This is a genomic window from Prochlorococcus marinus XMU1412 (genome assembly GCF_017696315.1).
GTDB classification, from domain to species: domain Bacteria; phylum Cyanobacteriota; class Cyanobacteriia; order PCC-6307; family Cyanobiaceae; genus Prochlorococcus_A; species Prochlorococcus_A marinus_AF.
This window is the reverse complement of the sequence record NZ_JAAORJ010000004.1, coordinates 420,407-440,360: the sequence shown is the minus strand read 5'-3', so window position 1 is coordinate 440,360 and position 19,954 is coordinate 420,407. Positions and strand designations below refer to the sequence as shown.

17 protein-coding genes are annotated in these 19,954 nt (G+C 33.7%); 10 read left to right on the top strand and 7 right to left on the bottom strand.

Annotated elements, in window-relative coordinates; translation table 11 throughout:
- Positions 1–2: 2 nt before the first annotated feature.
- Together HA152_RS08875 and gltB are read right to left on the bottom strand one after the other, a co-directional pair.
- Positions 3–296, bottom strand: a complete 294-nt coding sequence (locus HA152_RS08875; protein ID WP_209135615.1) for a YciI family protein — start codon at positions 294–296, stop codon at positions 3–5.
- On the bottom strand, positions 297–4,868 hold the full coding sequence (gene gltB, locus HA152_RS08870) for a glutamate synthase large subunit (protein WP_209135613.1): 4,572 nt from the start codon (positions 4,866–4,868) through the stop codon (positions 297–299). It lies immediately after the preceding gene.
- Positions 4,869–5,064: 196 nt separating this feature from the next.
- On the opposite strand from gltB, the gene rpsL reads away from it, so the two are divergent.
- The 7 genes from rpsL (at position 5,065) to HA152_RS08835 (ending at position 11,421) form a co-directional block, all read left to right on the top strand.
- A complete protein-coding gene (gene rpsL / locus HA152_RS08865; RefSeq protein WP_209135610.1) occupies positions 5,065–5,439 on the top strand; it encodes a 30S ribosomal protein S12 in 375 nt (124 codons plus the stop codon).
- A 25-nt stretch (positions 5,440–5,464) separates the two neighbouring features.
- Positions 5,465–5,935: a 30S ribosomal protein S7 gene (rpsG, locus tag HA152_RS08860; protein WP_209135608.1), complete on the top strand. Its 471-nt coding sequence runs from the start codon at positions 5,465–5,467 to the stop codon at positions 5,933–5,935.
- Between the two features lie 96 nt (positions 5,936–6,031).
- Positions 6,032–8,107: an elongation factor G gene (gene fusA, locus HA152_RS08855; protein WP_209135606.1), complete on the top strand. Its 2,076-nt coding sequence runs from the start codon at positions 6,032–6,034 to the stop codon at positions 8,105–8,107.
- Positions 8,108–8,152: 45 nt separating this feature from the next.
- The gene (tuf, locus tag HA152_RS08850; RefSeq protein WP_025923574.1) at positions 8,153–9,352 is read left to right on the top strand and encodes an elongation factor Tu; all 1,200 of its coding nucleotides are present in this window, start codon (positions 8,153–8,155) and stop codon (positions 9,350–9,352) included.
- A 100-nt stretch (positions 9,353–9,452) separates the two neighbouring features.
- Positions 9,453–9,773 carry a 30S ribosomal protein S10 gene (rpsJ, locus tag HA152_RS08845; protein WP_002807536.1) on the top strand — a complete coding sequence of 107 codons (321 nt, stop codon included), beginning with the start codon at positions 9,453–9,455 and terminating at the stop codon, positions 9,771–9,773.
- 55 nt (positions 9,774–9,828) lie between these two features.
- A complete protein-coding gene (locus HA152_RS08840; RefSeq protein ID WP_209135604.1) occupies positions 9,829–10,485 on the top strand; it encodes an LON peptidase substrate-binding domain-containing protein in 657 nt (218 codons plus the stop codon).
- Positions 10,486–11,421 (top strand): methyltransferase domain-containing protein, encoded by a 936-nt coding sequence (locus tag HA152_RS08835; protein WP_209135602.1) that lies wholly within the window; start codon positions 10,486–10,488, stop codon positions 11,419–11,421.
- Position 11,422: 1 nt separating this feature from the next.
- Here the strand turns inward: HA152_RS08835 and pheA are convergent, their stop codons facing one another.
- A complete protein-coding gene (gene pheA / locus HA152_RS08830) occupies positions 11,423–12,268 on the bottom strand; it encodes a prephenate dehydratase (protein WP_209135600.1) in 846 nt (281 codons plus the stop codon).
- Between the two features lie 49 nt (positions 12,269–12,317).
- Here pheA and HA152_RS08825 point away from each other — a divergent pair, with 49 nt between their 5' ends.
- On the top strand, positions 12,318–12,836 hold the full coding sequence (locus HA152_RS08825; protein ID WP_209135598.1) for a DUF1997 domain-containing protein: 519 nt from the start codon (positions 12,318–12,320) through the stop codon (positions 12,834–12,836).
- On the opposite strand, the gene HA152_RS08820 is transcribed toward HA152_RS08825, so the two are convergent.
- Entirely contained in the window at positions 12,822–13,439 is a 618-nt protein-coding gene (locus tag HA152_RS08820) for a ribonuclease HII (RefSeq protein WP_209135597.1), read from the bottom strand. The two genes, HA152_RS08825 and HA152_RS08820, sit on opposite strands and share 15 nt — an antisense overlap.
- Positions 13,396–15,222: an Rne/Rng family ribonuclease gene (locus HA152_RS08815; RefSeq protein ID WP_209135594.1), complete on the bottom strand. Its 1,827-nt coding sequence runs from the start codon at positions 15,220–15,222 to the stop codon at positions 13,396–13,398. Before HA152_RS08815 ends, HA152_RS08820 begins: the two co-directional genes overlap by 44 nt.
- 297 nt (positions 15,223–15,519) lie before the next feature.
- Here HA152_RS08815 and HA152_RS08810 point away from each other — a divergent pair, with 297 nt between their 5' ends.
- Together HA152_RS08810 and clpS are read left to right on the top strand one after the other, a co-directional pair.
- Complete coding sequence (locus HA152_RS08810) at positions 15,520–16,746, top strand: LL-diaminopimelate aminotransferase (RefSeq protein WP_209135592.1); 1,227 nt, start codon at positions 15,520–15,522, stop codon at positions 16,744–16,746.
- A gap of 32 nt (positions 16,747–16,778) precedes the next feature.
- Positions 16,779–17,096, top strand: coding sequence for an ATP-dependent Clp protease adapter ClpS (clpS, locus tag HA152_RS08805; protein WP_209135590.1), 318 nt, complete (start codon positions 16,779–16,781; stop codon positions 17,094–17,096).
- A gap of 15 nt (positions 17,097–17,111) precedes the next feature.
- Here the strand turns inward: clpS and HA152_RS08800 are convergent, their stop codons facing one another.
- Entirely contained in the window at positions 17,112–18,731 is a 1,620-nt protein-coding gene (locus tag HA152_RS08800; RefSeq protein WP_209135588.1) for a photosystem II high light acclimation radical SAM protein, read from the bottom strand.
- A 106-nt stretch (positions 18,732–18,837) separates the two neighbouring features.
- Entirely contained in the window at positions 18,838–19,929 is a 1,092-nt protein-coding gene (locus HA152_RS08795; protein ID WP_209135586.1) for a glycosyltransferase family 2 protein, read from the bottom strand.
- Between the last annotated feature and the right edge of the window lie 25 nt (positions 19,930–19,954).

Here is a 19,954-nt window from a genome sequence, read left to right as displayed (position 1 = left end):
ATTCATTTATTTGGATCTACCCACTCATTTAATTTCCATTCAACTAGATCATTTTTAATCATTGGATCATTCTTAATTATTTTTAGTGCATTTCTGTAATTATTCATCTCAAGAATAAGTAATCCGCCGTCACCTGGCCTATTTAACTCATCTACCAAAAAGCCACTTTTTATATTAATTCCCTCTTTTTTTAATTTTTTTACCCAATTAATATGTTGGTTAATTATTTTTCGTTTTAAATCATTATTAAGTAAGTATTCTTTTTTTATAATTTCAGTTTTTACAAAGAAAGGCATTTACATTTTTTTTATACCAAGCATCTCTTCTTCACTTGGGGGGACAATCAATTTGAAAGTACTCTTAAAATGAGACCAATTTTCAATTATTTTGCCAGCCTTTAAGCTATTTGTTTTTGCTTGATATTCTCTAATAATTTCCAATAAGATATTTTCCTGCTTTGATGAAGTTATTTGATGAATGCTTACTATTTCTTTATTTACTTTATTACTTAATTCATTATTTTCATCAATTATAAAAGCTATTCCACCAGTCATACCCGCACCAATATTCCTTCCTGTGGAACCTAGAATAACAACTCTTCCACCAGTCATGTATTCACAACAATGATCACCTGCTCCTTCTGTTACCGCTGTGGCACCACTATTTCTAACCGCAAATCTTTCTCCCGATTTTCCTAATGCAAATAATTTTCCACCTGTTGCTCCATAAAGACAAGTATTTCCTAGGATGACTTGTTCGGAGGAGATTTCATTTATTTTTGGGGGAATTATTGTGAGTATTCCTCCATTCATTCCTTTACAAACATAATCATTAGCTTCTCCGATTAATTGAACATTCATTCCCTTCAATAAAAAGGCACCAAAGCTTTGTCCTGCATATCCTTTGAAATTTAAGTTGAGTTCGCCATTAAAGCCAGTGTTGCCATGAAGTTCTGCAATTTCGCCTGATATTTTCGCACAAACACTTCTATCTGTATTTTTTATGTCAATTTCTTTAGTTAATATTTCGTGATTTTTAATTGAATCTATAAATTTAGTATCAGACAAAAACTCGTCTTCTAATACAGAACCATTACCATGGGCAGTTTTTAAGTGTTTTAACCATGATCTATCAGGGGTTGAGTGTTCATTTACTAAAGAAGAAAGATCAATATTAGAAGTTTTTGGAAGATCGATATTTCGTGCAGAAAGAAATTCTTGATTACCAATCAGCTCTTCCATATTAGAGACACCGATACTACTCATTATCTGTCTTACTTCTTCAGCAATATATAAGAAAAAATTAACGACATTTTCTGGAATGCCTTTAAATCTTTTTCTTAATTCTTCTTTTTGAGTGGCAACTCCAACAGGACACTTGTTTGTATGACAAACCCGAGCCATTATGCATCCTTCAGCAATCATCGCTACAGAACCAAAACCGTATTCTTCAGCACCTAGTAAAGCTGCAATAACTACGTCCCAGCCTGTTTTAAGACCTCCATCAGTTCTCAAAATTACTCTTTCGCGTAAGTTATTCTCTAAGAGAGATTTATGAACCTCAGCAACACCAAGTTCCCATGGTAAACCTGCATGTTTAATAGAACTGAGGGGTGAAGCACCGGTACCTCCGTCATGGCCTGATATTTGAATTACATCTGCATTAGCTTTGCTTACTCCAGCAGCAATAGTGCCTATACCAATTTCAGAAACAAGCTTAACGCTTACTTTCGCTTTTGGATGAACTTGGTGTAAGTCGTGGATAAGTTGAGCTAAATCTTCAATTGAGTAAATATCATGATGCGGGGGAGGAGATATTAAAGCTACTCCAGGTTTACTATTTCTTAGTTTTGCAATGTAAGAATCAACTTTTGGACCAGGTAATTGCCCCCCCTCTCCGGGTTTTGCACCTTGAGCCATTTTAATTTCGAGTTGTTTACCACTTCTTAGATATTCAGGTGTAACTCCAAATCTTCCTGATGCTATTTGTTTAATAGCGGAGCATGCGGTGTCTCCATTCTTTAAGCCTTTAATAAATGGCAACGTCGCTGACTTAGTATTTTCATCGATATCATTTAAAACATTAAAACGAGCCGGATCTTCTCCCCCTTCTCCACTATTACTTTTTCCACCAATTCTATTCATTGCAACTGCTAAAACTTCATGCGCTTCTCTTGATAAAGCACCTAAACTCATTCCTCCAGTACAGAACCTTTTGCAAATTGATTCAACACTTTCAACTTCCTCTAATGGAATACTTTTTCTTTTTGAATTAATTGTTAGTAAATCTCTAAGAGATGTTGTCGGTCTATTACTAATAAGTTTTTTGTAAGTTTCAAAATGATCGTATCCTGGCCCTTGTTTTACCGCCGAATGTAAAACTTTGGACATCTCTGGGTTATTGGAATGATATTCTCCATTATTTCTAAATTGTACAAATCCTAAAAATTCTAATTTCTTTAAATCGATCTCTGGATAGGCTTTCGTATGTATTGAAAGTGTTTCATTAGTTAATTCTTTTAATGTTATGCCAGCGATACGACTTGTTGTACCATCAAAAGCAATTTTTATTAAGTCAGATCCGAGGCCTACAGCTTCAAAAATTTGTGCACCATGGTAACTAGATAAAAGTGAGATGCCTATTTTTGAGAGAATTTTTCTTAGACCGTCTTCTAGAGCTTTTTTAATATTTTCTTGAACATCAACTATTGATAATGGATTTATTTTTTTGCTATCAATGAGTTTTTGTGTTTTTGGATGTTTTAACCAGTGTCTACCTGCTTCGAAGGTCAACCAAGGGCAAACTGCACTTGCTCCATATCCAATTAAACAAGCTAAGTGATGTGTGCTCCAACATTGACCGGTCTCAATTATTAGAGAAGCTTTTAGCCTGATTTCTTTTTTAAGAAGATAATGATGAATTGCTCCAACAGCAAGTAAAGGAGGTATGAAAGTCTTTTTAGGATTAATTCCCCTATCAGAAATGATAATTAAAGAGCAACCTTCTTTTATAGACAGCTCACTCTGTTTACAGATTATTTTTAATTGGTTCTCTAAGCCTTGAATACCTTCCTCTAAATCAAACAAACTTGAAATTGTCTGAGATTTAATTTTTGATTTTTTGATGGAAATGAGTTCTTCCTCATTTAGAATCGGACTTTGTAAATGAATAAAAGGTTTAGCATCTTTAATTTCAAATGGTGTACATCTTTCTCCTAGATGCATCTCTAAACTCATTACAAGTTTTTCTCTCAGAGGGTCAATAGGAGGATTAGTAACTTGCGCAAATCTTTGCTTAAAGTAGTCGTATAAAATGTGTGGCTTAGATGAAAGAACTGCTAATGGGATGTCGTCGCCCATGCAATAAGTAGGCTCTTTAGCTAATGAAGCCATTGAATCTAAGATAAGGTCATTATCTTCCGCCGAAAACCCGTATGCAGTTTGTTGTTGCAACAACTCAAGGTCTTTTAGTTTGCAGTCTTTAACCCATTCATTATTTTCAATTTTTATAGTTCTATTACTTAGAAGATTTTTATAATCATGCCTTTGAGCAGCTTCAGATTTTACTTCCCAATTTCTTAGGATTCTATTTTGATGAAAATCAACTGCCAACATTTGTCCTGGTCCTAATCGGCCTTTTTCTATTACTCTTTCTTCTTCAAGATCTACTACTCCTGTTTCAGAACCCATTATTACAAAACCATCATTTGTGATTGAATATCTTGCTGGTCTTAGGCCATTTCTATCAAGCGTTGCTCCGACAAAATTTCCATCAGCAAATACAAGTAGTGCTGGACCATCCCAAGCTTCTTGTAGGCTTGCAGAATATTCATAAAAAGCTTTTATATACTCTCTCTGCTCAAGTTCTGGTTGATCTCTAAATGCTTCAGGAACAAGTTTTAGTAATGAGTCAGTAATGGGCTGACCTGAACGAATATTGATTTCAAGGGTTGCATCAAGATTTGATGAATCACTTTTATTTACATCTACAATGGGCTTAATTTCATTAGATAACTCTCCCCAAAAATCATCTATATGTGTTTCTGAAGCTTTAGCCCAATTAATATTGCCTAAGAGAGTATTTATTTCGCCATTATGACCCAAAAATCTCATGGGCTGAGCTAGTGGCCATTTTGGAAGTGTATTAGTACTAAATCTACGATGATAAACAGAAAATGAAACTTTAAAACTCTCTTCTTTTAAATCTTTATAAAACTCGGATAATATTTCAGAGCGAACCATACCTTTATAGACAACTGTTTGAGAACTTAGTGAGGCAAAATAAAATTCACAATCCCCAACATCGTTTTTGAAAGTTTCTCTTATTTTTTTCTCAATTCTTTTCCTTAATTGAAATAAAAGCTTTTCAACATCCTTATGGTCTTTTTTACCTATATATAAAATCCACTGACAGATGAATGGAGCATTTGCTTTAGCTAAAGGACCTAGAATTTCATTATTAACGGGTACTGTTCTCCAAGATGTTTTGTTGACTTTTAATTTTTCTGCTTCTTCATCACATATTAATTTACATATTTCAATTTTTTCTTTTTTATTAGGCATAAAAACCATGCCTAAACCTCTATTAAATTCTTGAGTATTTTTTAGATTAATTTTCTCTTCTAGATATCCCCATGGAATTGAACATAAAATGCCTGCTCCATCTCCTGAATCACTATCACCTCCACAACCTCCTCTATGCTCCATGCAGTTGAGGCCCTTTAGAGATTGTTTAAGGATCCAGTTGCTTTCTATACCTTCAACATTTGCTACGAAACCAACACCACATGCATCTTTCTCCCCAATTATTCCATTTGGGGAATAACTATCTTGATATGGGCCAACGATTCTTTTGATACTCTCTCCCATAGATTATTTAATTCTATTTAGTTATTTATGTATTTCTATTATAAAAATAAATCTGAAAATAAATCTAAAGATAATGAATATTTACCAAATAATTTTAATTTGACAAATTTTAAAAAAAATATAATTAAAAACTTTTAGTTAGTGCTCTTAAAAGGTTATGATAGTTTAATATTTATCTTTATCTAAGTTTTAATAGATGCCCACCATCTCACAATTGGTAAGTTCAGAAAGAAAAAGTCTGACAAAGAAAACAAAATCTCCTGCATTAAAAGCCTGCCCAGAGAGAAGAGGAGTTTGTACAAGAGTCTATACATCAACACCAAAGAAGCCTAATTCAGCTTTGAGAAAAGTTGCTAGGGTTAGGTTAACTTCTGGTTTCGAAGTGACGGCTTATATTCCTGGAATTGGACATAATTTGCAAGAACATTCTGTAGTACTACTTAGGGGTGGAAGAGTAAAAGATTTGCCAGGCGTTAGATATCATATAATAAGAGGAACTTTAGATACGGCTGGAGTCAAAGATAGACGTCAATCCAGATCTAAGTATGGAGCAAAAGCTCCAAAGGATTAATTTGTAAACACCACTTTTTTAAAACATGTCACGTCGAAATGCAGCAGTAAAAAGACCAATTCTTCCCGATCCTCAATTTAATAGTCGTCTTGCTTCAATGATGATTGCTCGATTGATGAAACATGGTAAAAAATCTACAGCACAAAGAATATTGTCTGATGCGTTTTCTTTAATAAGCGAGAGAACAGGTGGGAATGCAGTGGAATTATTTGAAACAGCTGTAAAAAATGCCACTCCTCTTGTCGAGGTACGAGCAAGAAGAGTTGGTGGTGCTACATATCAAGTACCTATGGAAGTTCGTCAAGAGAGGGGCACTGCTATGGCATTAAGATGGATTGTTACATTCTCACGTGCAAGAAATGGCAAAAGCATGTCCCAAAAACTTGCTGGCGAGTTGATGGATGCAGCAAATGAAACTGGTAGTGCCGTTAAAAAAAGAGAAGATACTCATAAAATGGCAGAAGCTAATAAAGCTTTTGCACATTACAGATATTAATTTCATCAAAAGGTACTTAAGTAGTTTATTATTATTAAAGTTTGCTTTTAGCGTGAACTACACTTATCAAAAATTATTTTATTTGGAGCTTTAAAATTGGCACGCGACTTTCCCCTAGAACGAGTAAGGAACATAGGTATAGCCGCTCATATTGATGCAGGTAAAACAACAACAACTGAAAGAATTTTGTTTTATTCAGGTGTAGTTCATAAGATAGGAGAGGTTCATGATGGTGCTGCTGTAACAGATTGGATGGATCAAGAAAGAGAAAGAGGAATTACTATTACTGCTGCCGCAATATCCACTAGTTGGCAAGACCATAGGATTAATATTATTGATACTCCTGGACACGTTGATTTTACTATTGAAGTTGAAAGATCAATGCGTGTGTTGGATGGAGTTATAGCTGTATTTTGCGCAGTTGGTGGAGTTCAGCCTCAATCCGAAACGGTTTGGCGCCAAGCAGATAGATATTCTGTTCCAAGAATGGTTTTTGTTAATAAAATGGATAGAACTGGGGCGGATTTTTTAAAGGTTAATAATCAAATTAAAGATCGACTAAAGGCAAATGCACTTCCAATCCAGTTACCTATTGGAGCCGAAGGAGATCTATCAGGCATTATTGATTTAGTAGCCAACAAAGCATATCTTTACAAAAACGATTTAGGTACTGATATTGAAGAAGCACCAATTCCATCTGACATGGAGGAGGAAGCTGCGGAGTGGAGAATTAAGTTAATGGAGAGTGTAGCCGAAAATGATGAAGAGCTAATAGAAATATTTCTAGAAACTGGTGAATTATCTGAAGAACAACTTAAAAAAGGTATTAGGGAAGGTGTTTTAAAACACGGATTGGTTCCAGTATTATGCGGTTCAGCTTTTAAGAATAAAGGTGTCCAACTTGTATTAGACGCTGTAGTTGACTACTTGCCAGCTCCAGTTGATGTGAAACCAATACAAGGTGTTTTGCCAAGTGGTAAAGAAGATATTAGACCTTCTGATGATAATGCTCCTTTCAGTGCATTAGCATTCAAAGTAATGTCAGATCCCTATGGGAAATTAACTTTTGTAAGAATGTATTCAGGTGTTCTTTCGAAGGGAAGTTATGTAATGAATTCTACTAAGGATGCTAAAGAGAGAATTTCTAGATTGGTGATTCTAAAGGCTGATGAAAGAGAGGAGGTTGATGAATTGAGGGCTGGGGATTTAGGAGCTGTATTAGGTCTTAAGAACACAACAACTGGTGACACATTGTGTAATACAGAAGATCCAATAGTTTTGGAGACATTGTTTATTCCTGAACCAGTTATCTCAGTAGCTGTTGAGCCAAAAACTAAAGGCGATATGGAAAAATTATCAAAAGCTTTAACTGCTTTGTCTGAAGAGGATCCAACCTTTAGGGTTAGTACAGATCCTGAGACAAATCAAACTGTTATTGCGGGTATGGGTGAGTTGCATCTGGAAATTCTAGTTGACAGAATGTTAAGGGAATTTAAAGTTGAAGCAAATATAGGAGCTCCACAGGTTTCATATAGAGAGACTATAAGGTCTAGTTCTAAAGGTGAAGGTAAATATGCAAGACAGACTGGGGGTAAAGGTCAATATGGTCATGTAATTATTGAAATGGAACCTGCTGAAGTTGGTAAAGGTTTTGAATTTGTAAACAAAATTGTTGGAGGAGCTGTACCAAAAGAGTATATTGGTCCTGCATCTAATGGAATGAAAGAGACCTGTGAATCTGGTGTTCTTGCCGGTTATCCACTCATTGATGTAAAAGTAACACTAGTCGATGGTTCGTTCCACGATGTAGACTCATCTGAAATGGCCTTCAAAATTGCAGGTTCCATGGCTTTTAAAGACGGGGTTAAAAAATGCAATCCTGTTCTTTTAGAGCCTATGATGAAAGTTGAGGTCGAAAGTCCTGACGACTTTCTTGGATCTGTAATTGGTGATCTCTCTTCTAGAAGAGGTCAAGTAGAAGGACAATCTGTTGATGATGGATTGTCTAAGGTACAGGCCAAAGTGCCCTTAGCCGAAATGTTCGGTTATGCCACTCAACTCCGATCGATGACTCAAGGTCGGGGTATATTTTCAATGGAGTTCGCAAATTATGAGGAAGTTCCTCGTAATGTTGCTGAAGCTATCATTTCCAAGAATCAGGGCAACTCCTGATCTCTAAACTAAAACACTCTTAAACCCTCGATTCTTTAATTCAAAATGGCTCGCGAGAAGTTCGAAAGAAACAAACCACATGTCAACATAGGTACTATTGGCCATGTTGATCATGGAAAAACAACACTAACAGCTGCTATTACAAATGTATTAGCTAAAAAAGGTCAAGCTCAAGCTCAAGACTATGGAGACATTGATGGTGCTCCTGAAGAAAGAGAGCGTGGCATTACCATTAATACAGCTCATGTTGAATATGAAACTGAAGGCAGACATTATGCTCATGTCGATTGCCCAGGACATGCTGATTATGTGAAAAACATGATCACAGGGGCCGCTCAGATGGATGGAGCTATTCTAGTTTGCGCAGCTACAGATGGTCCTATGGCTCAAACAAAAGAGCATATTCTTTTAGCTAAACAGGTTGGAGTTCCTGCTCTTGTAGTTGCTCTCAATAAGTGCGATATGGTCGATGATGAAGAAATCATTGAACTTGTCGAAATGGAAATTAGGGAACTGTTAGATAGTTATGACTTCCCAGGAGATGACATTCCTATAGTTCAAGTTTCAGGTTTAAAAGCTCTCGAAGGTGATTCTACTTGGGAATCAAAGATTGAAGAATTAATGAAAGCAGTTGATGCCAGCATTCCCGAACCAGAAAGAGAAGTTGATAAACCATTCTTAATGGCAGTTGAAGACGTTTTCTCAATTACTGGTAGAGGAACTGTTGCTACTGGAAGAATTGAAAGAGGTAAAGTTAAGGTTGGAGAAGAAGTAGAAATAGTTGGAATAAGAGATACAAGAGTAACAACTGTTACTGGAGTTGAAATGTTCCGAAAACTTCTTGACGAAGGTATGGCCGGCGATAATGTTGGCTTACTTTTACGAGGTGTCCAGAAAGAAGATATTGAGAGAGGAATGGTTCTTGTGAAGAAAGGATCTATTACACCTCATACTCAGTTTGAAGGAGAAGTTTATGTTCTCAAAAAAGAAGAGGGTGGAAGACATACTCCTTTCTTTGCAGGATATAGACCTCAGTTCTACATCAGAACAACTGATGTGACGGGCCAAATAACCGCATTTACCTCAGATGATGGCTCTAATGTTGAAATGGTTATGCCAGGAGACAGAATTAAGATGACTGGAGAATTAATTTGTCCAGTAGCTATTGAACAAGGTATGCGATTCGCCATACGTGAAGGTGGACGTACTATCGGTGCTGGAGTTGTTTCTAAAATTCTCAAATAATAAATTTGAATTTTTAAAATTTAACCTCAATCATCTAATATAGGTTTATGGATAAGGGTCATTTTAATTAATGACCCTTTACTAAGAGTTATTTAAAACTATGACTGCTTCAATTGCACAACAAAAAATAAGAATAAGACTCAAAGCATTTGATAGAAGAATGCTCGATTTATCTTGCGACAAAATAATCCAAACTGCTGATACTACCTCTGCCTCAGCAATAGGTCCAATACCTTTACCTACAAAAAGGAAGATTTATTGTGTATTAAGATCACCACATGTCGATAAAGATTCTAGAGAGCATTTTGAAACAAGAACACATAGAAGGATAATAGATATTTACAGTCCTTCTGCAAAAACTATTGATGCTTTAATGAAACTAGATCTCCCTAGTGGTGTAGATATAGAAGTTAAACTTTAATAAATCCCGAAATTGCCCTAAATTGATTAGTATAAAAATATGTAATGAGGTTTAAATGGGAGAACTCTCTGTAAGGGAATTACCTTTATTTCCTTTGCCGGAGGTAGTCCTTTTTCCTCAAGAAGTATTGCCTTTACATATTTTTGAATCTAGATACAGGATTATGCTCCAATCTGTCCTTGAGAGTGATTCTATGTTTGGAGTGATTAAGTGGGATCCAACAACCAAAAGTATGGCTAACGTTGGATGTTGCGCACAAATTTTAAAACATCAAACTGCCGAGGATGGGAGAAGTAATATTATCACTCTTGGCCAACAAAGATTTCAAGTCTTAGAAATTACCCGTTCAACTCCATTTTGTTCTGCAATGGTTAGTTGGATTAGTGATGATAATATTGATGACTTTCAAAAATTAGATTCTCTAAAAGATTCAGTTAAAGAAGCACTTAGTGATGTTATTAATTTAACGAGTAAATTGACTAATACAAATAAAAATCTACCTGATAAATTACCTGAAAACCCAATGGATTTATCATTTTGGATAGGAGCTCATTTGGGAGGCCCTGTTGCGGAAGAACAGCAAAGACTTCTTGAAGAGAGAAATACTTATACCCGTCTGCAAAGAGAATATGAAATGCTTGATCATACAAGAAAACAACTTGCAGCAAGAACAGCATTGAAAGAGAGTTTTCCAGATATAAAAGAAAATTAAATGTTTGAATTATTATTCCCTTTTTTTTTAATAGTTTTATTCTTTATAGTCCTATCGATAATATGGAGCAATAATGCTAGAAAATATATTTCTTCCGGTACAGTAGCTTCTGCATATGATGCTTGGACTCAGGATAAATTACTTGAGAGATTATGGGGAGAACATATACATTTGGGTTTTTATCCCTCAGGGAAAAAAAATATTGATTTTAGAAAGGCTAAAGTTCAGTTTGTTCATGAATTAGTCAAATGGACTGGTTTAGATAAATTACCCCAGGGATCAAGGATTCTTGATGTAGGTTGTGGAATAGGGGGAAGTTCTAGGATTCTTGCAGAATATTATGGGTTTAATGTCACTGGCATTACAATTAGTCAGGCTCAAGTTAAAAGAGCAAGAGAACTTACTCCTAATGGGCTAAATTGCAACTTCCAAGTTATGGATGCTTTGGATTTAAAATTTGAAGATGGTTCATTTGATGCCGTCTGGAGTGTTGAGGCTGGTGCACACATGAATGATAAAACAAGGTTTGCAGATGAAATGCTGAGAACTCTAAGACCTGGAGGGTTTTTCGCGCTGGCTGATTGGAACTCAAGAGACCTTAGGGCATACCCCCCATCATTTTTTGAAAAGTTAGTTCTCAATCAATTACTTGAACAATGGGTACATCCTAATTTTATTAGCATTAACGAATTTAGTAACATTCTTAGCACTAACGAAAATAGTTCAGGAAGAGTTATTTCTGAAAATTGGAATTCCTATACAAATCCTTCATGGTACGACTCCATTTTTGAAGGCATTCGAAGGCCCTTTGTAATTTTGTCACTTGGCCCATTTGCGATAGTTAAGTCGCTTAGAGAGATTCCAACAATACTTCTCATGAATTGGGCATTTAGAAAAGGTTTAATGGAGTTTGGAGTTTATAAATGTAGAGGGTAAATTAATCTAGTTCAATATTTTCAGAAAGATAATTTCCAAAGTCTACAAAATTCTTACAAAGTGGCTTTAACTTATTTTTTAATTCAAGTAAATTTTTAATATTATTTTGATCATTGATTTCTAAATCAACATAAATTATATATTCACCTAATTCTCTTTTTGAAGGTCTAGATTCAATTTTGCTCATATTAAATCCAAAATCTGCAATATAATTTATAGCTTTAAGCAAAGCACCTGGTTTATTTGAAATTAATGAGAAAGCAAAACTGGCAATATTAGCTAAATTTGAACTTGATTCCTTGCTCAATAAAACAAATCTAGTGCAATTTCCTGGAACATCATTAATAGGAAAGGCTAATTCTTTAAGTCCTTCAATTTGAATTAATGATTTTGAACCGATAGCAGCTCTGAATTTGCTCCCCTTGATCATATTGACAGCTTCTGATGTTGAATTTGTTGGGAGAGGAATTGCATTTGGAAGATTATCAGATAACCATTCTGAACATTGAGCTAATGCTTGAGGATGAGATAATACTTCTGAAATGTTTGAAAGTTCTCCATCACTAATTAATGCATGTTTTATAGGTAAAACAATTGCTTTATTTATAAAAATTTCAGGGAATTTCCAAAGGGCATCCAGAGTAGCTGTAACTCCACCTTCTACAGAATTCTCTATAGGGACTACAGCAGCATCACAATTGTTGTAGGCTATTGATTTAATGACCGAATGTAACCCATTACATGGTACAAATATAGGTGTCTGAAAATTGGCAAGCTTTGATAATATATGGGCTGCTTTTTCTGCGTATGTTCCTTGAGGACCTAAATATGCAACTTGTTTGCGCATGATTAATTGTAAAAAAAGAGATCAAATAAGCATTGGAGGAATATAGAAAATGTTATTGTCTTTTGATGCTAAACAGAAACTCAAGCTTTCTGTAACACGTAATAAAGAATATCTTTCTAAATATCTTTTGGAAGAAGAAAGAGTTGTTGGAGCAATGCTAGACTCCAAAAAATTAGTAGCAGAAGGGGTAGGTAGATATAAGTATACAGTAACAAGTTTTAAGGTTTTTCAATTAGATATTAACCCTGTTGTCTCAATTGCGGTAGAAAATAAAGATGGAATTTTAAAAATGAGTGCCCTTGAAAGTACATTGGATGGTTTGGGGATGATAGATGATTTTAATCTTATTTTGAAAGCGAATTTGGAAGCAACTGATATTGGTTTAGAAGGTGAGGCGCTCCTTGGAGTATCTGTAAGCCAACCCCCTCTACTGAAGCTGGTACCAAGGAAAATTTTGGAATCTACTGGTCATTCGGTATTAAATGGGATTCTGTTGGGTATAAAGTCAAGGGTTCAACAGCAACTCGTGAAAGATTTTTTAGATTGGTGTGAATTAAATAAGATTTGATTTCTTTAAAAAGCTTTTCCTATGAAGTTTAGTTATTCCATTTTTTTTTATTAATGAAAGATGCTCTCTGGTTCCATAACCTTTATTTTTGAATATCAAGTATCCTGAGTAGTTTTTTTCTAACCTCTCCATTAGATTGTCGCGAGAAACTTTGGCAACTATGCTTGCTGAAGCTATCGAGATAAACTTTGCGTCTCCAGATATTATGTTTCTTTGAATTCCGTCCCATGGCCTCAATAATAAGGGACCATCAATTATTAATTCAGATGGCTTTTCTTTTAATTTTTTTAAAGCTCTTATCATTGAAAGTTCTGTCGCACTCCTGATACCTAACTTATCTATTTCTCTGGCCGAAGATTGCCCAATTCCATAATCTGAAGAGAGTAATAAAATTTTTGGTAAAAGTAATTTTCTTTTTTTGGGAGTTAGTTTTTTACTATCTGTTACTCCAAATTGTTTTAAGATGGATTTATTTTTTTCAGTTAATACTACAGCTGCTGCAAAAACTGGACCAAAAATTGCTCCCCGTCCAACTTCGTCTATTCCAACTTCGAATACTTTATTCAATGCTTGCTGAAGATCTTCTTCTTTTTTTTCTTGCATTGTTTATCTCATCTGTAAGTTCAACTTCGTCCTTTTTATCTGTAAATACAACTTCATTATTTTCATTAGTTTTATTTGTTGATTTATCTTTAGAATTTGCATTTGCTTCAATTTTAATTTGAATATTATCTTCTCCCAAATTTGAGATTTTTTTAATTTGTTTTGCTTTTGTTTTTTTATTATCTAAGGGTTTTTCCGTTTCTTTATTACTTTCTTTTAAACGTACAAAATTATTGCTGGTGAGATATTCTTTACCTAACTTTATAAGTGGGTTAATACCTAATTGACTGAAAACAATTTTTTCTTCATTTGTAAGATCAACTGTTATTATATTTTTTTCTTTTGAATTTGATTGGTTCAAATTATCATTATCATTCTCTTTTTCTTTTTTATTAGAAGAATTATCTTTAATTAGATCTTTGGAGTTAATTAATTCCTTGTCAATTATTTTTTCCTGCTCATCAGTTGATTGATATGTATCTGTATCTATAGCTTTTAGATTGTTTGATTGATTAGATTTATTTTCAATATTTTTAATTTTGAAGTTAGAAATTTCGTGATTTAAAATATTTTCTACATGTCCGGTACCATCGCATGTAGAACATTTTTTACCGAATAATTCATATATATTTTGACCTTGTCTTTTTCTGGTTAATTCTACTAAGCCTAATTCAGTTAGCTGAGCTATTTGAGGCCTAGCAGAATCATCTTTTATTGCTGAGGTAAAATGCTCAAGTAACTGAAATTGATCTCTTCTAGATTCCATATCAATAAAATCTATTACTATAACTCCACCAATATTTCTTAGTTTCATTTGTCTTGAGATTTCAACTGCTGCTTCGCAGTTTGTCCACAAAACGGTTTGCCTTGAATTCGCGGATCTTGTAAATGATCCAGAGTTTACATCGATTACTGTTAAAGCTTCAGTAGGTTCTATAATGATATAACCTCCCGAAGGAAGATCTACTCTCGGCTGGAGAGCTTTTTGAATTGTTTTCTTTATTTCGTACTTCTCGAAAATATGTTGGTTTAAACTGTTATCGTGAAATTCAATATCTATATCAGATTCATAATTTATTAAAAAATCTTTTGCCCTTGCAACTGAAAATTTATTATCAATAATTATGCTTTTAGTTGATTCTTTAATATAATCTCTTAGGATTTTAAGAGAGAAATCATCATCTCTTTTTATCAAATTTGGCGGATTAGAAGCTTCAGAAACTTTTAGTACATTTTCCCATTGTTGAATTAATTGTTCTAAATCTTCAATTAGAAGTTCTTCTTTTATTTTTTCAGCCTCTGTTCTAAATAACAAGCCTGTGCTGGGTGGTTTTATTAAAACCCCAAGAGCCTTCAAACGGCTTCGTTCTGTTTCTGTATTTATTTTTCTTGAAATATTTACTCCTTGGCCATATGGCTGTAATATCAAGTATTTTCCAGGGATTGATATGCTTCCGGTTAGTCTGGGACCTTTAGATCCTGTGGGTTCCTTTATTACCTGAACTAGAACTTTTTGGTTTGGTTCTAGTAATTCAGTTATTCCAAAAGCCCCTTTTTTGAGTCTTAGTGGACCTAAATCTGAAACATGGATAAATCCATTTTTCTCACTTTCACCAATATTTATGAAAGCGGCATCAATGCCAGGGAGAACATTTTCAACTGTTCCTAAAAAAATATCGCCAATTTGATATTGACCTTGTGCGACGATTAATTCATCAACTCGATCATCTGTGAGTAGTGCTGCTATTCGAGCCTGCTCAGCGATGATAATTTGCTGAGACATATAGTTGATTCTGAATGATTTGGATTTTGAAAATCATCTAAATTAAAGAATTAGGTTTTATCTTTTAATAAAGAGAGTTTTTATAGCCTTTATTTTTTACTTTTTAAAATTAATAAAGTTAATAGTGATTAAATTCTGCTATTTATAAAGCTTTAAACGATTTTCAAACTAATTGAAATTGAATTCATAGCTATGATAATATCTGAAATTAATCATAACCAAAATAATTTTAACATCTAATCACCACTAAAGCACGTTGATACATTATTCTAATATTGGTGAAATTTTTTATCTAAAGTGGTTCAAGTAAACGAAAATTATTTAAAACTCAAAGCAGGCTATTTATTCCCTGAAATTGCTAAAAGGGTAAAAACATATTCTCAATCAAATAAGAGTGCTGAAATTATTAAGCTTGGTATTGGAGATGTTACAGAACCATTACCTAGAGCATGTATAGAGGCTATGGGTAAAGCTTTAGATGAAATGGGAACAACAGATGGTTTTAGAGGTTATGGACCAGAACAAGGTTATTCTTGGCTCAGAGAAAAAATAGCTGAGCATGATTTTATTTCGAGAGGCTGTCAAATTACACCTGACGAAATCTTTGTTTCTGATGGTTCTAAATGCGATAGTAGTAATATTTTAGATATTCTTGGCAAAGATAATTCAATTGCTGTAACAGATCCTGTTTACCCAGTTTATGTAGATAGTAACGTTATGACAGGCAGAACTGGTGATTCTCTTGAAAATGGTACTTATCAAGGATTGACATACCTTGCAATAAACGAGGGGAATAACTTTCTGCCAGAACTACCTGAAAAAAAAGTTGATATTTTATATCTTTGTTTTCCTAATAATCCGACTGGAGCAACTATTAATAAAGCAGACTTGAAAAAGTGGGTTGACTATGCTCTTCAAAACAAATCTCTAATACTTTTTGATGCAGCTTATGAAGCATTTATTCAAGATAATGATATTCCACATTCAATATATGAGATTGAGGGAGCAAAGGATTGTGCTATTGAATTTAGATCTTTTTCAAAGAATGCAGGATTCACTGGAGTTAGATGTGCTTTTACAGTAATACCTAAAAATCTCAAAGGATTTAGCTCAACAAATGAGGAAATAGCGTTATGGCCTCTTTGGAATAGGCGACAATCTACAAAGTTCAATGGAGTAAGTTATATTGTTCAGAAAGGAGCAGAGGCAGTCTATTCTATTGAAGGGAAGACACAGGTGAGAAGTTTAATTGATTTTTATATGGAAAATGCAAAAATAATGAAAAATAAACTTCAGAATTCAGGATATAAAGTTTATGGTGGGGAAAATGCACCTTATATCTGGATTAAAGTTCCAGATCAAATGACATCTTGGGACTTTTTTGATTTCCTTCTTCAAAAAGTTAGTGTAGTGGGAACACCTGGGAGCGGATTTGGATTGGCAGGAGAGGGTTATTTTCGCTTGTCAGCATTTAACTCAAGATCAAACGTTCTCGATGCAATGGAAAGAATAATTGATATATAATTATTATTAAAATTTGTACTCTAATAAATTTAATGCCATCAATAAAGTTAGAACAAAGTGGAAATAATAATTCAGCAGTGATTGAAAAGAAACCTGTTGAATTAAAAAATAAATCTCCAAAATATAAGGTTTTACTTCATAATGATCCAGTTAATTCTATGGAGTATGTCACTATTTCACTGAGAGAAGTTGTCCCGCAATTAAGTGAACAAGATGCTATCGCCATAATGCTTGAAGCACACAATACGGGTGTGGGTTTAGTAATTGTTTGTGATTTAGAGCCAGCAGAATTCTACTCAGAATCATTAAAATCTAAAGGAATTTCTAGTTCAATTGAGAAAGAGGATTAATAACGGTTGAATTTATTATTTAGAATGAGCTAATTTCCTTTCTGATAAAGGACGGACTTTTAGGGATTCTTTTAAGGAGGACTTTCCATATTCTCTCTCAAGTATGTCGATAACTGTTTTGCCAAATTCGTCTTCTGGATTATCAAAAGCTTCTAAGCAAACCTGACCAAGTTTTTTCCCTAGTGCTCCTGGATTCCAAAGAAGTTTTCTCGCTGTCCATGGCATCATGCTCATTGGATTATAATTTGGCTTCAAAATTTTATGTTCCAATGCGTACTTCTCAAGAAGAGTATGAGGTTGCAAACCTATAAAGAATATAGCTGGATCAACTAAGCCTTTACCAAAAATATTTTCTAATTCTCGATGGTAAGCAATTGTTTGTCTTATGGTGCTGGGCGTTTCATCAAAAACATTAAATGAATAATTGACTGAAACATGATTCTTGAAACCTGATTTTACTAACATTCTGCAATTATTTAATACAGTTTCAAGGTCATAAGCTAATCTCATTTTTCTAACAAGTTCTTGAGATCCCGACGTGATACCTATTTCAAAGTAGCTCATACCTGTATCCACCATAAGCTGAGCTAGCTCAGCATCAATATTATCTGCTCTGATGTATGCAGCCCAATTTATATCATCCCAGCCTTGGTCCTTAATTGCTTGCAAAAGAGTTTTTGCATCTTCTATATGTTTTTTGGCTGGAATAAACTGTGCATCAGTGAACCAAAATCCCCTTACTCCAAGATCATATAATTGCTTCATTTCTTTGATTACTTCCTTAACAGGATTAATGCGAACCTGCTTCCCCTCCACGACTGTGTAAACACAGAAACAACAATTATGAGGACAACCTCTTTTTGTTTGTACCCCTACGTAATAATCGCCACCTTCTATATACCAATCGAATTCAGGCCATATTGATTTAATATATTTATAGTTGCAGGCAGTTTTAATAGTGCCTGAAGGTTGTTCATGTATTAATTTATTTCGAGGTTTTTGTCCAGCAATGTAGCATCTTTCTTCCTCTATTGAATCTCCTCTAATAATTTTTTCTATGAGATTTTCTCCCTCTCCAACTGAAATAACAGTTCCTTTTGGGAGTAGATTCCCCAATTGTTCATAGAAAACACTAACGGCACCACCACCTAAAATTACTTTTACATTTTTATTATATTTTTGTGCTCTTTTTAGTCCCATCTTGACTAAAGAAGTATTTCTATATATTTCTCCATAATGAGATGCAATTAATTTTAATCCTCCCCAAGAACCTCTAATTTTTTTTAGGATATTTTTTGAGTAGAAAACTTCAAAAGAGTTTTGTAGGGGATTTCCACTTCTACCATCAACAGGTGCATAAATTTGTATATCTCTCCAAGAAAAAATGATTAGATGTGGTCTGAATTGATCTATTTTTCTAGCTAAATGTTTGGAAACTTTATTAGATGGAATGATTGCTAGATCAATGAATTGCTGCTCTAAACTTGGAAAACATTTATGAATATGGTCTGCTAAATAAATAGGTCCTATTGGAAATATTGGATTACATGGCAATCTTACAGTAAGTACTTTTCCATAGTGATTTCTTTGGTAATTTTTTTTATTTAATTTTTCGAACTTCAAATTAAAATTCATGTTATGAAATTTAATGAATTTATTCACCTTAAGAATCTAACTACTTTATTACTAATTTGGAGAAATTAAAAATCCTAAGAAAATACTCGTGAAAATTTTATTTAATTCAGATATCAGAAATCATATAAATCCAGCATACTTTAAAAAGTTTTAATCCATCTATCCATCTAGATATATTTGGTGCTCCAGATTTTCTAGCGTAATATCTAACAGGATAATTTAAAATTTTAATGTTATTCTTTGCAGCTTCAAATATTATTGTAAAGTCTCCAAATGGGTCAGACTTGGAATCCCAACTTCCATTTTGTTTCATAAGTTTAAAGAATTTTCTTGAAAAAACTTTTGTTCCACAGAGTGAATCCGATACAGACTTATTTATGAGAATTGATAGAAAAATTGCGAAGAGCCTATTTCCTATATAATTTGCCCATCTCATTGCATCTTTTTCCATTGGAAAAGTTGTTCGGGTGCAATTAATAAGGATATTTTTATTTTTGGTTGATTCCATAATTGCTGCAATACTGTCATCAATATCTACAGTAAAATCACTATCAATTATGGCGAGAGTCTCACCTGAAGAAATATTAAATCCCTCTACGACTGCATTTTTCTTCCCTTTAGAAGTTTGTTTTAAAAGAGATATCTTAAAAAAATTTGAGAAATTTTCTTTTAATTCTTTCAATATGTCATATGTATTATCATTGCTATTACCTTCAACAAATATAATTTCTAATTTATTGGGTATAGTTTTGAATTTATTTAAAGCATTAATTAAAAGTTCTTTATTACCAGCTTCATTTCTTGCCGGAATTACTATTGATATTAAATGTTTAGAAATATTTTCACTATATTTATAAAAAACTATTTCGAGTTCATAGGCGAGTTGTTTTATGATTGGTATTTTCCGAAAAATATTTTTTATAGATTGTGGAATTGCCTTAGTGGGAATAGGAGTTAGTTTTTTTGCTTTCCATCTAATTGATCTATAGTTATAAATTTCTGCTAGAGATTCGATATCGCATAAAGTTATTCTCGCTTTGCTTGTAGTTTCTCTAAAAATTCTTGAATCTAATCTTAGCCATCTAGTGATTGGCTCCCAAGTATTACCACGGACTTTAATAGAAATAAATTCTTTATTGTCTTTGAATAATTGATGAAGTTTATTATTAGTTAAATCCCAACTATTAACTGATCTCATTATTTAAGATTACATACGACAACTT